Source organism: Aurantiacibacter arachoides (assembly GCF_009827335.1).
GTDB classification, from domain to species: domain Bacteria; phylum Pseudomonadota; class Alphaproteobacteria; order Sphingomonadales; family Sphingomonadaceae; genus Alteraurantiacibacter; species Alteraurantiacibacter arachoides.
The window spans coordinates 2,640,255-2,652,139 of sequence record NZ_WTYH01000001.1 but is presented as its reverse complement, the minus strand read 5'-3'; the positions used below and the strand labels follow the sequence as shown (position 1 = coordinate 2,652,139).

The 11,885-nt window shown below is 67.3% G+C and carries 17 protein-coding genes; 13 read left to right on the top strand and 4 right to left on the bottom strand.

Going from position 1 to position 11,885, the window contains the following annotated elements:
• Positions 1–60: 60 nt before the first annotated feature.
• A complete protein-coding gene (locus tag GRI62_RS12955) occupies positions 61–447 on the bottom strand; it encodes a response regulator (protein ID WP_131451145.1) in 387 nt (128 codons plus the stop codon).
• A 51-nt stretch (positions 448–498) separates the two neighbouring features.
• On the opposite strand from GRI62_RS12955, the gene GRI62_RS12950 reads away from it, so the two are divergent.
• From GRI62_RS12950 to GRI62_RS12930, 5 genes are read left to right on the top strand one after another with little or no spacing between them, the layout of a single operon-like run.
• On the top strand, positions 499–789 hold the full coding sequence (locus GRI62_RS12950) for a DUF3572 family protein (protein ID WP_234027461.1): 291 nt from the start codon (positions 499–501) through the stop codon (positions 787–789).
• Entirely contained in the window at positions 786–1,412 is a 627-nt protein-coding gene (locus GRI62_RS12945; RefSeq protein ID WP_131451144.1) for an HAD family hydrolase, read from the top strand. The genes GRI62_RS12950 and GRI62_RS12945 overlap by 4 nt, the downstream gene beginning before the upstream one ends.
• Position 1,413: 1 nt before the next feature.
• Positions 1,414–1,881 (top strand): RidA family protein, encoded by a 468-nt coding sequence (locus GRI62_RS12940; protein ID WP_234032833.1) that lies wholly within the window; start codon positions 1,414–1,416, stop codon positions 1,879–1,881.
• Positions 1,874–2,635, top strand: a complete 762-nt coding sequence (locus tag GRI62_RS12935) for a glycerophosphodiester phosphodiesterase family protein (RefSeq protein ID WP_131451142.1) — start codon at positions 1,874–1,876, stop codon at positions 2,633–2,635. The genes GRI62_RS12940 and GRI62_RS12935 overlap by 8 nt, the downstream gene beginning before the upstream one ends.
• Positions 2,636–2,644: 9 nt before the next feature.
• Complete coding sequence (locus GRI62_RS12930; protein WP_131451141.1) at positions 2,645–3,781, top strand: GNAT family N-acetyltransferase; 1,137 nt, start codon at positions 2,645–2,647, stop codon at positions 3,779–3,781.
• Between the two features lie 24 nt (positions 3,782–3,805).
• Here the strand turns inward: GRI62_RS12930 and GRI62_RS12925 are convergent, their stop codons facing one another.
• Entirely contained in the window at positions 3,806–4,138 is a 333-nt protein-coding gene (locus GRI62_RS12925) for an SEL1-like repeat protein (protein ID WP_131451140.1), read from the bottom strand.
• A 318-nt stretch (positions 4,139–4,456) separates the two neighbouring features.
• On the opposite strand from GRI62_RS12925, the gene dksA reads away from it, so the two are divergent.
• The 6 genes from dksA to kynU all read left to right on the top strand — a co-directional run bounded on the left by dksA (position 4,457) and on the right by kynU (position 9,591).
• Positions 4,457–4,915: an RNA polymerase-binding protein DksA gene (dksA, locus tag GRI62_RS12920; RefSeq protein WP_131451139.1), complete on the top strand. Its 459-nt coding sequence runs from the start codon at positions 4,457–4,459 to the stop codon at positions 4,913–4,915.
• A gap of 168 nt (positions 4,916–5,083) precedes the next feature.
• The gene (locus GRI62_RS12915; RefSeq protein ID WP_131451138.1) at positions 5,084–5,446 is read left to right on the top strand and encodes a PilZ domain-containing protein; all 363 of its coding nucleotides are present in this window, start codon (positions 5,084–5,086) and stop codon (positions 5,444–5,446) included.
• 89 nt (positions 5,447–5,535) lie between these two features.
• Complete coding sequence (locus GRI62_RS12910) at positions 5,536–7,053, top strand: ABC transporter substrate-binding protein (protein ID WP_131451137.1); 1,518 nt, start codon at positions 5,536–5,538, stop codon at positions 7,051–7,053.
• A 19-nt stretch (positions 7,054–7,072) separates the two neighbouring features.
• Positions 7,073–7,540, top strand: coding sequence for a DUF4112 domain-containing protein (locus GRI62_RS12905; protein WP_373283022.1), 468 nt, complete (start codon positions 7,073–7,075; stop codon positions 7,538–7,540).
• A gap of 36 nt (positions 7,541–7,576) precedes the next feature.
• Positions 7,577–8,368, top strand: coding sequence for a tryptophan 2,3-dioxygenase (locus GRI62_RS12900; protein WP_131451136.1), 792 nt, complete (start codon positions 7,577–7,579; stop codon positions 8,366–8,368).
• Positions 8,365–9,591 (top strand): kynureninase, encoded by a 1,227-nt coding sequence (gene kynU, locus GRI62_RS12895; RefSeq protein WP_131451135.1) that lies wholly within the window; start codon positions 8,365–8,367, stop codon positions 9,589–9,591. Before GRI62_RS12900 ends, kynU begins: the two co-directional genes overlap by 4 nt.
• A gap of 2 nt (positions 9,592–9,593) precedes the next feature.
• Here kynU and GRI62_RS14575 read toward each other — a convergent pair whose 3' ends face one another.
• The gene (locus tag GRI62_RS14575) at positions 9,594–10,031 is read right to left on the bottom strand and encodes a hypothetical protein (protein ID WP_234027460.1); all 438 of its coding nucleotides are present in this window, start codon (positions 10,029–10,031) and stop codon (positions 9,594–9,596) included.
• Positions 10,032–10,079: 48 nt separating this feature from the next.
• Positions 10,080–10,655, bottom strand: a complete 576-nt coding sequence (locus GRI62_RS12890) for an HNH endonuclease (RefSeq protein WP_234032860.1) — start codon at positions 10,653–10,655, stop codon at positions 10,080–10,082.
• A 146-nt stretch (positions 10,656–10,801) separates the two neighbouring features.
• Here GRI62_RS12890 and gluQRS point away from each other — a divergent pair, with 146 nt between their 5' ends.
• Together gluQRS and GRI62_RS12880 are read left to right on the top strand one after the other, a co-directional pair.
• Positions 10,802–11,647: a tRNA glutamyl-Q(34) synthetase GluQRS gene (gene gluQRS / locus GRI62_RS12885; protein WP_131451132.1), complete on the top strand. Its 846-nt coding sequence runs from the start codon at positions 10,802–10,804 to the stop codon at positions 11,645–11,647.
• Positions 11,644–11,871 (top strand): HIG1 domain-containing protein, encoded by a 228-nt coding sequence (locus GRI62_RS12880; protein WP_131451131.1) that lies wholly within the window; start codon positions 11,644–11,646, stop codon positions 11,869–11,871. Before gluQRS ends, GRI62_RS12880 begins: the two co-directional genes overlap by 4 nt.
• The last annotated feature ends 14 nt before the right edge of the window (positions 11,872–11,885 follow it).

Here is an 11,885-nt window from a genome sequence, read left to right as displayed (position 1 = left end):
CGCAAAGCCCCCGCATGGGCGCTTGTCAAGCGTACGAACTCGGCCTTGGGCCGTAACCGGTCAGGCGGCGCTCTCCACGCCGGTATCCATCAGTCCGCGCACGGCGGCCATGAACGGGCCGATGCTGACCGGCTTGGACAGATAGCCCTCCGCGCCCGATTCGCGGATACGTTGCTCGTCGCCCTTGCCGGCATAGGCGGTCACCGCCAGCACCGGCACGCTGGAGAGATCGGCATCGCGCTTGAGGATGGCGATGAGATCGAGGCCGGAGACGTCGGCCAGCTGGATGTCCATCACCACCAGGTTGGGGAAGAACGCCCGCGCCGCCGCGATTGCGAGGTTGCCGTCCGCCACAGGCTCCACCGCAAAGCCGCTCGCCCGCAATACGTCGCAGAAAAGCTTTCGGTTCAGGTCGTTGTCCTCGACAACGAGGATTCTCTTCGTCATTCAGCCCCCGAACGCTTCCTTCCCCCCTGGAAGACCATCGTCTTGTTGCCATTGGGATATCGAACAATTCGCTGCCAAGGTAAAGAACCGCTTAATGATCCGGCCGCGCTGGCGCTGGCCGCGCTCGGCTGGGTGCTGGAGGATGAGCGGCGGGCTTCGCGCTTTCTCGACCTTACCGGGCTGTCGCCCGATGGCCTGCGCGATTCGATCGGCGAGCGTTCTACTCACCGTGCGGTGTTCGAATTCCTGCAGAGCCATGAGCCCGATCTCGTCGGCGCGGCCGGGGCGCTGGGCGTGGCGCCCGAGGTGCTGGTGCGCGCCGGGCAGGAGCTTGGAGCATGAGCCGGCCGCTGCTGGTAACCGACTGCGACGAGGTCTTGTTGCACATGGTCTGCCATTTCCGCGATTGGCTGGGGGCGCAACACGCCATCGATTTTGCCATGGAGGGCAACGATTTTGCCACCGCCCTGCGCCGCCGCGACGGGGGCGAGGTGCTGGACAAGGAGGAGATCTGGCGGCTCTTGGGCTCGTTCTTCGATACCGAGATGGACAGCCAGCTGCCGATTGCCGGCGCCCTGGAGGCGCTGGCCGAGATCGGCCGCCATGCCGACGTGGTGGTGCTGACCAACCTGCCCGACGCATGCCACGCGGCGCGCACCGCGCAACTGCGCAAGCTGGGCGTGGATGTCCCGGTGTTCACCAACCAGGGACCCAAGGGCGCGGCCTTGCAGCGGATCGTTGCCGACCATGGCGCCACCCGCGCGGTGTTCATCGACGATATTGCCAGCCACCATCGGTCGGCCGCGATCGAGACGCCGGCGGTCCGCCGCCTGCACCTGTGTGGCGAGCCGCTGCTCGCCCCGCATATCGACTGCGCGCTGGCGGCGGGGCATGCCCATGCGCGGATAGACACCTGGGATGAGGCGCTGCCGTGGGTACTCGCCGCCCTTAACGAGGAGAACTGACGTGGGATACGACGCGAAACTTGCCGAACTCGGCATCGAACTGCCGCCGGTTTCCGCCGCCCTGGCAAGCTACGTGCCGGTGCGCGTGCATGGCAACACGGCCTTCGTGTCCGGGCAGCTGCCGTTCATCGACGGGGAGCTGGTAACGGGCACCGTGGGCGACAGCGTGGACATGGACCGCGCCCTTGCTGCCGCACGCGCCTGCGGGCTGATGATCCTTGCCCAGTTGCGCGCCGAACTGGGTTCGCTCGACCGGGTGCAGCAGATCGTCAAGCTGGGCGGTTTCGTGGCCTGCACACCCCATTTCATCGAACAGCACAAGGTGGCCAACGGCGCGTCGGACCTGATGGCCGAGGTCTTCGGCGATGCCGGCCGCCACGCCCGCGCCGCCGTCGGCGTTCCCAGCCTGCCGCTGGGGGCGGCGGTTGAGGTCGACGCCATTGTCGCGCTGACGGACAGCGATGGCTGATACGCCGGACTGGCTGACGCAGGTTGTCTACGCCCACCGGGGGCTGCACGGCGAAGGCGTTCCGGAAAACTCGCTGGCCGCCTTCGCGCTGGCGGCGGAGCGGGGCCTCGGCATCGAATGCGACATCCGCGTCAGCCGTGACGGTCGCGCGATCGTGTTCCACGATGCCGTGCTCGACCGGCTGACCGGCAGCGCGGGCGTGCTGGCGGGGCTGACCGTGGGCGAGCTGACGGCCTTCAGGCTGGGCGACACGGATCAATCCATCCCTACGCTGCGCGATTTGCTGACGCAGGTGTCGGGCCGCGTGCCGCTGCTGATCGAACTGAAGACCGACCGGCGTGACAGCGTGCATATGCTCTGCCGCGCGGTGCGCCGCGATCTGGAGGGCTATACCGGGCCCGTCGCGGTGATGAGCTTTGACCCGCGCGTTCCCGCCTGGTTCGCTTCGCGCCTGGCGGACCTGCCGCGCGGTCTGGTGGTGACCGAGGAAAACGGCCGCACGCTGAGCGGCGCGCTGCGCCGGTGGCTGGCGCTGCGGGCGGCGCGGGCCACCTTCCTCGCCTACGACATCCGCGACCTGCCCAGCCGCTTCGCCAGCCGCAGTGGCCTGCCGCTGCTGACCTGGACGGTGAAAAGCCGCGCCCACGCCGACGTGGCGCGCGCGGCAGCCGCCGCCCCTATCATGGAAGGGCCGGTTTTGGAGGAATTGGCCGAGGATGGTTGGGGGGTGGCACCGCGGGAGGCGCGTTCCTAGATTGCGCGCATGGCCGATATCGAGCTGACCGCACGCATCCTCCCGGCCGTTGGCGCCATCCCCGAAGCCGCGTGGGACGCGCTCGCGGGCGGCGACAACCCCTTCGTCAGTCACGCCTTTCTATCCGCGCTGGAGGATTCGGGCAGCGTGGGGCCGGGAACCGGCTGGCAGCCGGCCCCGCTGGTGCTGGAGGACGGCAATGGCACCCTGCTTGGCGCGATGCCCAGCTATCTCAAGGGCCACAGCCAGGGCGAATACGTGTTCGATCACGCCTGGGCCGATGCCTGGGAACGCGCCGGGGGGCGCTATTTCCCCAAGTTGCAGATCGCGGCGCCGTTCACCCCTGCCACCGGCCCCCGCCTGCTGCTGGCGGACCCGGCCTTTGCCGCCCCGCTGCTGGCCGCCGCCGAACGCCTGGTCGAGAACAACGGCTGGTCGAGCGCGCACGCGACCTTCGTCGAACCCGCGCAGGTGCCGTTGTTCGAGGAGGCGGGCTGGCTGCGGCGCGAGGACATCCAGTTCCACTGGACCAACGAGGGTTTCGGCAGCTTCGACGATTTCCTCGCCACGCTGACCAGCCGCAAGCGCAAGGACCTGAAGCGCGAGCGGCGGCTGGCCAACGAGGGGATCACCATCGAGGCATTGTCGGGCGATGCCATCCGGACCGAGCACTGGGATGCCTTCTGGGCGTTCTACCAGGATACCGGGGCGCGCAAATGGGGCACGCCCTACCTCACCCGCGCCGCCTTCGACCTGTTTGGCGAGCGGTTGGGAGACGCGGTGCTGCTGCTGCTGGCCTTCGAAAACGGCGAGCCGATTGCAGGGGCGCTCAACTTCATCGGCGGGTCGGCGCTCTACGGTCGGTACTGGGGCTGCGTCGTCGACAAGCCCTTCCTGCATTTCGAGCTGTGCTATTACCGCGCCATCGATGCGGCGATCGCCCGCGGGCTGGAGCGGGTGGAGGCAGGCGCGCAAGGGGGGCACAAGCTGGCACGGGGGTATGCGCCGGTCGCCACCACTTCGATGCACTGGATCGCCAACCCCGGCTTTCGCGAGGCGGTGGCCGATTTCCTGGACCGCGAGCGCCGGGGCGTCGCCGTGGACCGCTCTTTTCTGGAAGGGCGGTTGCCCTTTCGCAAGGCCTAGACCGGGAGGATCAGGCGGCGGTGACTAGGCCGCGCGCGCCTCGCCGCAGCGCAGCCACTCGCGGGCGCGGCGCTGGGCTTCGGAAATCTCACGTGCGGTCATCTCGTCCGACACGTCGGCACGGCACCAGCTGGCAGCCTCGTGACCGCGGGCGGCGGCAAGGTTGAACCACTTGTGGGCCTCCACAAGGTCGCACCCCACGCCGTGGCTGCCGGTCGAATAGGCAACGCCAAGATCGTAGCAGGCATCGCTGTCACCATCGGCGGCCCCGGCAAGGCAACGCGCGATCAGCATGTCGGACCCGCACACGTCGGCGGCTTCGACCTTGGCAAAGATTTCGATCCTAGCGAGTTCCATGCTGCAATAATCCCCTGTTCGTGCCGGGTCCCCACCGCCCGGCCTTTCTGACGCCGATGTTTTGACGAACGTGGTCAAGAAACGGTTAACGCGGCGGGGTATTTGTGTGCCTGCCGCCTCCCCGGGTGATGCGCTAATGCCGCGCTTGCGGCGCGCGGCGTGGCTCGCCGGATTGCACGCTTGTGCCTGCCAATCCTCGTCCGTATAGGCCCGCCCGACCGCGATGCCTTTGCACGCGAGCGTCGCAGACCCGCACCGAGCGGGCGGGCGCCTGTGCAGCAGGGAAGGTCGTCGCGGGCTGGAGACCGGAGTATCTGGATGGCATCTGCCGCACACGACGATATCGATGTCCTCGCAAAGGCGAAGCGGGCCCTGCCGCACGATTACGCGCCGACCGACGACGAAGACTACATGACCGACAAGCAGCTGAACTATTTCAGGGTGCTGTTGCTGGAATGGAAAAAGTCGGTCTATGCCGCATCCGAGGGCACCCTGCAGAGTCTGCAGGATGGCCCGATCCGCGAACCCGACCTCAACGATCGCGCTTCGAGCGAGGCGGACTGGGGCATCGAACTGCGCACGCGGGACCGCCAGCGCAAGCTGATCGCCAAGATCGATGCGGCGCTGCGCCGCATCGACAGCGGCGATTACGGCTGGTGCCAGGTCACCGGCGATCCCATCGGCATCAACCGCCTGATCGCCCGCCCCATCGCCACCATGACGGTGGAAGCGCAGCAGGCGCACGAGCGGCGCGAAAAGGTCTCGCGCGACAGCTGACCCGTTCCGGGACGGTTGCCTGCCGAGGCCGACCGGTTAACCGATGGTTAGGTTTTCGGCGGCCAGAACCGTTTGCACCTGATCACAGGCCCAGACATCAACGACCGCTCCGCGCCCGCGCAAGGCGCATGCGGCGCATCGAAGCGAGTGAGACCCGGTTTGGAAGCGATGAGCAACGTCGATACCCGTCAGGTAGGGCGCGACAGCCTGTTCCTGCTGGCGCAGGTGCGCGTCGCCGGCAAGCCGCAGCCCGGCCGCGTGAAGGTGCGCAACCTTTCCGCCGGCGGGATGATGGCCGAAGGCGAGGTCGAGGCGATGCGCGGCGAACGCGTGGAGGTTGAACTACGGGGCATCGGCTGGGTCGAAGGCGCGGTGGCCTGGGTCCAGGGCAACCGCCTGGGCATTGCCTTTGTCGACGAGATCGATCCCCGCCTCGCCCGCGCGCCCGTCGTGGGCTCGACGGTCAGCTACGATTCCGAAGGCCGCCGCATCGGCGCGCCCGATGCCGAGCGCGGCCTGCGCACGATCTGAAACCTCCCCTGCATCGGCAGGCCGTTTCCAGCTGGCGCGCCCGGGTTTTCGTTGAAGCCCCCGCCGCGCCGTCCTAACGCCTGGTGCGAATGATCGTTCGCCGCGCCCTCGCTTCCCTCCCCGCCGTCGCCTGCCTCGGCATCGCGGCCTTGCTGGCAGGGTGCGGCGCGCAGAGCGACGGCACCGTCGAAGTGGCGGTGATCGGCAACGAGGCGGAGGTCTTTGCCGATGGGGTCCGGCTTTCGCCCGGCGGGCAGCTGGCGCGATCCGCCGTCGACAGCGGACTGGTTGCCTTCGATGCCGCGGGCGAGGTCGTGCCCGCGCTGGCGGAGCGATGGATCGTGACCGACGATGGCCTCAGCTTCATCTTCCGGCTGCGCGAGGGCACCTGGCCCGATGGCAGCGAAATTACCGCGGTCACCGCGCGAGAGGCGCTGGAAAGCGCCATGCGCGACCTCGACGGCACGTCCCTCGGGCGTGACCTGTCGGCAGTGGCGGAGGTGCGGGCGATGGCCGGGCGGGTGATCGAGATCCGCCTCGCGCATCCCGAGCCCTACCTGCTGCAACTGCTCGCCCAGCCCGAACTGGCCCTGCGCCCCCAGGGGGATGACAGCGAATCGGGTGGAACCGGGCCGATGACGCTGGCGCGCGAGGAAAACGGCGTGGCCCGCTATGCCTACAAGCCACCGTCCGCCCGAGGGCTGCCGTTCGACGAGGACTGGCAGGACGGGGTGCAGGACCTGGACCTGCGCGTGACCGATGCCCGCCAGGCCATCGCGATGTTCGACCAAGGCGCGGTCGACGTCGTGCTGGGCGGCACGCTGGGCGACCTGCCGCTGGTCGAGACCGGGCCGCTGAGTTCGGGCACGTTGCGCATCGATTCCACTTTCGGCCTGTTCGGGATGTTGGTGCGCCGTGACGCGGGCCTGCTTGCCAACACCGGCGTGCGCGAGGGGCTGGCGATGGCCATCGACCGCGCCGAGGTGATCGAACAGTTCAATATCGGCGGCTGGACCGCGACCACGCGCCCGGTTTCTCCCGGCCTGCCCGGCGATCCCGGACTGGTGGCGGAACGCTGGGAGGGGCAGATCATCGCCGACCGCCGCGCCGAGGCGGCGGCGCGGGTGGCCGCGTGGCGCCGGCAGTTCGACCCCGGCGACCTGACGCAGCCGGCGCGGCTGACGCTGTATCTGGACGAGGGGCCCGGCTGGGACCTGCTGCTCGCCAATCTTGCCGGGCAGCTGCGCATCGTTGGCGTGGACCTGGTGCGCGCCCCGAGCCGAGACGAAGCGGACATGGTGCTGATTGATCGTGTGGCGCGTTTCCCTGCCCCGCGCTGGTTCCTCGGCCAGTTCGCCTGCCCCTTGCGCGTAGGCCTGTGCAGCGAGACGGTGGATACCATGGTGGCCGACGCGGTGACGCAGCCCGATCCGGTGATCCGCGCCAGCCTGATGGCCCAGGCGGAGGCGGAACTGACCCTTGCGAACGTGTTCATTCCCATCGGCTCGCCCCTGCGCTGGTCGCTGGTGCGCGGCCGGGTGGGGGGATTCACCCCCAACCCTTACGCCTTCCATCCCTTGCCGCCGCTCGCCGAAATAGCCAGATAGACCATCGGAGGAGACCATGATGGACCAGCCCGATCACCCTGCCCCGGCGGCCCGGCCCACGCCCGCCGCCGCCGGAGCCGCCCGCCGGCCGCAGCCGATGGGCATCGACCTGCCGCTGGGCAGGGATGCTGCCGCCGTGCGCCGGCGGATCGAGGCGATGGAACACGTGCTCGAACGCAGCTTCGTGATCCCCGGCATCAACCGGCCGGTGGGGCTGGACGCCATCGTGGGGCTCATCCCGGTGGCAGGCGACATCATCACCATGGCGATGGGCGCCTACATCGTGTGGGAAGCGCGCAATCTCGACATGCCGAAGTGGAAGCTGTGGCGCATGGCCGGCAACGTCGCCTTTGACAGCGTGGTCGGCGCGGTGCCGGTGGTGGGCGACGCCTTCGATTTCCTGTTCCGGTCCAACACCCGCAACCTTGGCATCGTGCGCCGCCACCTCGACCGCCATCATCCCGAGACCCGCATCATTGAGCAGTAGTTTCGTTCGGCGGCGCTTGCCGCTAAGGCGGGCGGCATGGCGAACGACGTGACCTATGCCTCCTACCTCGACCTGACCCGGATCCTCGCCGCGCAGCACCCGGCATCGGACGCGCATGACGAGTTCCTGTTCATCATCGTCCACCAGGCGAGCGAGCTGTGGCTCAAGCTGTGCCTACACGAACTCGAGGCGGCGCGCGACCTGGTGGTGGCGGACACCCTCCCGCCCGCGTTCAAGATGCTGGCCCGCGTGGCGCAGGCGCAGCGGCAGCTGATTTCCAGCTGGGACGTGCTGGCGACGATGACGCCGCACGATTATTCGCAGATCCGCCCGCATCTTGGCGGATCGAGCGGGTTCCAGTCGGCGCAGTATCGCTTGATGGAATTCATCATGGGCGGGCGCAATCCCGATCACGTCACCATGCACGAGGCGACGCCCGACGTGGCCGCGAAACTGCGCGCCGAGCTCGCCCGGCCCAGCCTTTACGGCGAGGTGCTGCGGCTGCTGCGGCGGCGCGGCTTCGCCATTCCGGACGCGCTGCTGCAAGGGCGGCTCGCAGGAGCGCACGAAGCAATTCCCGAGGTCACCGCCGCCTGGGCCGAGGTCTATCGCGACCCGCAACGCTACTGGGATCTTTACGAACTGGCGGAAAAGCTGGTCGACCTGGAATATCACTTCCAGCGCTGGCGCTTCGGCCACCTGAAGACGGTGGAGCGCATCATCGGCTTCAAGCGCGGCACCGGCGGCACGGCGGGCGTGCCCTACCTCGAAAGCGTGCTGAAGCTGGGGTTCTTCCCCGAACTGCTGGCGGTGAGGACCGAGCTGTGACGGACTGGACACACGAAGCGGCGCGGCTGGACGCCGAGGACCCGCTGGCCAAGTGGCGGGCCGAGTTCCTGCTGGATGAGGGCGTTGCTTATCTCGATGGCAATTCGCTGGGCGCCCTGCCGCGCGCCACGCCCGAACGGTTGCAGCGGGCCATCCGGCAGGAATGGGGAGAGGGGCTGATCGGCAGCTGGAATGGCGCGGGCTGGATCGGACTGCCGCAGAAGATCGGCGGGATGATCGCCCCGCTGATCGGCGCGCAGGCGCACGAGGTGATCGCGGCGGACAGCGTGTCGGTCAACCTGTTTAAGCTGATCGGCGCGGCATTGCAGATGCGGCCGGGGCGCAAGGTGGTCCTGAGCGAGCCGGGCAATTTCCCCACCGACCTCTACATGATCGCCGGGCAGGAGGCGCAGGGTCTAGCCGAACGGCGGCTGGCGGATCGCAGCGATATTGGAAGTGCGCTGGACGACGACGTAGCGCTGCTGTTGCTCACCCACGTTCATTACAAGACCGGCGCGATGTACGACATGGCGGCGCTGACCAAAGCGGCGCATGCGACAGGCGCGCTGGTGCTGTGGGACCTGTCGCACAGCGTGGGCGCGGTGCCGGTGGACCTGAACGGCGTTGGTGCGGACTTCGCAGTCGGCTGCGGCTACAAGTATCTGAACGGCGGTCCCGGGGCTCCGGCCTTTGCCTGGGTGGCCCAGCGTCACCATGCGGACCTGCGCCAGCCCTTGAGCGGCTGGATGGGCCACGCGGCGCCCTTCGCGTTCGAAGACGACTATGCCCCCGCACCCGGCGTGTCCCAGCTGCTGTGCGGCACCCCGCCGATCCTGGGGATGCGCGCACTGGAGGTGGGCGTAGACCTGATGGCGCGCATCGGCATGGAACCGCTGGTGGCCAAATCGCGGGCGCTTTCCGCATTCACGGGAAAGGTCATGGCCGCGTGCGTTCCGGAACTGGCGTGCATCTCCCCCGCTGATCCGGCAGCGCGCGGCAGCCACCTCAGCTATGTCCACCCGCACGCCTACGAACTGTGCCAGGCGCTCATCGCGCGGCGCGTGATCGGTGACTTCCGCGCCCCCGATGCGCTGCGCCTTGGCTTCGCCCCCGCCTACGTCAGCTTTGCCGATTGCTGGCGCGCGGTAAGCGAACTGCGCGCCATCATCGACAGTGGAGACTGGCGCAGACCCGAGTTTTCCACTCGCGCCGCGGTTACCTGAATTCAGAAGCGAAACGTCTCACTATCTACTGACCCGTCAATGAAAACAGTGTCGATCGTCACATCGGCATTCTCAAGGCGGTACGTTGCTTTTGATCCATTCCCTGACCAATTCCCCGGCCCAGTGCCGGGCCCAGCTTCGTCAATCATTCTTGTTCGAACGACGTGCCCTTCTAATCTGCAATCGTACGCGAATGGTCTACCGTCATCACGCACGTACGAAATCCTTACCATATCAGCCTGATCCGTGTCGGTGCGCATAGAGTTAATACCAGCGCCCGTCGCTGCCGACATGCCTGCCTTGCAGATGTTTGTAAGTTGGTTCGGACTGAGCTCTTCGGCTTGCAATTCGGCCTCGGTCGGCATGAGAAAGTCCTCCTCTGCGCCGCTGCTGCCGCCATAATCATTAGAGTTTTGTCCGCATGCCATCAAGCTGGACACGATTGCGATAGTTATCACCTTGTATAGAAATCTCTGTGTCATCTCTAACTACTGCTCCAGCTCGATGTCCCAATAGAGCCAGTCACGCCAGGTTTCGTGCAGGTAGCCGGGCGGAAAGCTGCGGCCCTGCTGTTGCAGCTGCCAGCTGGTCGGGCGGATCGGCTCGTACTGCAGACGCATCCCGGCCTGCTTCGGCGTGCGGCCGCCTTTCTTCATGTTGCACGGGGCGCAGGCGGTGGCAATGTTCTCCCAGCTCGTCTTGCCGCCCAGTCGGCGGGGCAGGACGTGATCGTAGGTGAGTTCGCGGGTGGAGCCGCAATACTGGCAAGCGAACCGGTCGCGCAGGAACAGGTTGAAGCGGGTAAAGGCGGGAAACTGGCTGGGCTTCACATACTGGCGAAGCGCGATGACGCTGGGCACCTGCATGTCGAGCGATTGCGAATGCACCGCCCGGTCGTAGCTCGCCACGATGTCCACCCGTTCCAGGAACACCGCCTTGATCGCGGTCTGCCACGGCCACAGGCTGAGCGGATAGTAGGACAGCGGCGTGTAGTCGGCGTTCAGCACCAGCGCCGGGCAGCTTTCCAGCGCGCGCAGCGGATCGCCGTCAGCGCTGCGGAACACCGCGATCCTTTCGATCAGATCGGCCTTGAACACGTCGTGGCACCCCTTTCGATTGATGGTGAGAATGCCATGACGTGCGCTTGCGTCAACCCGGTTACAGACAGCCTTTCCACAGACCTATCCACGGGGCATGAGGAGGCTCTGTCATGATCGTCACCCGCTTCGCCCCCAGCCCCAACGGCCCGCTGCACCTGGGTCATGCCTACAGCGCGATTGTTGCGCACGATCTGGCGCGGGCGGCGGGGGGCCGGTTCCTGTTGCGGATCGAGGATATCGACGGCGCCCGCTCCCGCCCCGAACTGGCGGGTGAATTCCGCCGCGATCTGGAATGGCTGGGTCTGGAATGGGAAGAGGTGCCCGCGCAATCCACCCGGCTGGAAAGCTACGAGGCGGCGGCTGGGCAACTCGCCGCCATGGGACTGCTCTATCCCTGCACCTGTACCCGCGCCGAGATAGAGGCGCTGCCACCGCGCATGGGAGCGGATGGCGCAATCTATCCCGGCACCTGCCGCGACGCGGCGCACGATCCCTCACGTCCCCCGGCCTGGCGGCTCGATATCGCGGCCGCCATGGCACAGACGGGGCCGCTGGTCTGGAAGGACGAGCGCGCAGGGGCGATCGCGGTCGATCCGCGCCAGTTCGGTGACGTGGTCCTCAAACGCAAGGATGCGCCTGCCAGCTATCACCTGGCCGCCACGCTGGACGACGCCGCCGACGGCGTCACGCTGGTGACGCGGGGCATGGACCTGTTTGCCGCCAGCCACGTCCATCGCCTGGTGCAGGACCTGCTCGGGCTGCCGGTTCCAGGCTGGCACCACCACGACCTGTTGATCGATGAAGGTGGGCAGAAGCTGGCGAAGCGGCGCGGTTCTCCATCCCTTGCCGACCGGCGTGAGGCGGGCGAGGACGGACGGGCCCTGGCCGATCGTCTGCGCATGGGCGAAATGCCGTCTGGATTACGCCTGTCGCAATCCCTAAATGGGGTGGCATGAACACCCTCCTCGCCATTGTCATCGCGCTGCTCGCCATCATGGTCATCGTCTCGCTGGTGCGCGGCATCATTGCTTTCCTGCAAACCACCAAGATCGATCTCGAAGGCGGCGGGGCGAACATGGAAGAACTGCAGATGCGCCAGAACAAGGCGATGTTCGCACGCATCAAGTACCAGGCGGCGGCGATTCTGGTTGTGGCGGTGCTGTTGGCGATGAACAGTTGAATTGAGGGGCGCCT

What these genes read in the sequence shown, in the direction of transcription:
- GRI62_RS12935 (WP_131451142.1), top strand. Translation starts at nt 1,874, where the DNA reads ATGGCTGATACGCCGGACTGGCTGACGCAGGTTGTCTACGCCCACCGG.
- gluQRS (WP_131451132.1), top strand. Translation starts at nt 10,802, where the DNA reads ATGATCGTCACCCGCTTCGCCCCCAGCCCCAACGGCCCGCTGCACCTG.
- GRI62_RS12905 (WP_373283022.1), top strand. Translation starts at nt 7,073, where the DNA reads ATGGACCAGCCCGATCACCCTGCCCCGGCGGCCCGGCCCACGCCCGCC.
- dksA (WP_131451139.1), top strand. Translation starts at nt 4,457, where the DNA reads ATGGCATCTGCCGCACACGACGATATCGATGTCCTCGCAAAGGCGAAG.
- GRI62_RS12910 (WP_131451137.1), top strand. Translation starts at nt 5,536, where the DNA reads ATGATCGTTCGCCGCGCCCTCGCTTCCCTCCCCGCCGTCGCCTGCCTC.
- GRI62_RS12925 (WP_131451140.1), bottom strand. Translation starts at nt 4,138, where the DNA reads ATGGAACTCGCTAGGATCGAAATCTTTGCCAAGGTCGAAGCCGCCGAC.
- GRI62_RS12915 (WP_131451138.1), top strand. Translation starts at nt 5,084, where the DNA reads ATGAGCAACGTCGATACCCGTCAGGTAGGGCGCGACAGCCTGTTCCTG.
- GRI62_RS12900 (WP_131451136.1), top strand. Translation starts at nt 7,577, where the DNA reads ATGGCGAACGACGTGACCTATGCCTCCTACCTCGACCTGACCCGGATC.
- GRI62_RS12880 (WP_131451131.1), top strand. Translation starts at nt 11,644, where the DNA reads ATGAACACCCTCCTCGCCATTGTCATCGCGCTGCTCGCCATCATGGTC.
- GRI62_RS12955 (WP_131451145.1), bottom strand. Translation starts at nt 447, where the DNA reads ATGACGAAGAGAATCCTCGTTGTCGAGGACAACGACCTGAACCGAAAG.
- GRI62_RS12930 (WP_131451141.1), top strand. Translation starts at nt 2,645, where the DNA reads ATGGCCGATATCGAGCTGACCGCACGCATCCTCCCGGCCGTTGGCGCC.
- GRI62_RS12945 (WP_131451144.1), top strand. Translation starts at nt 786, where the DNA reads ATGAGCCGGCCGCTGCTGGTAACCGACTGCGACGAGGTCTTGTTGCAC.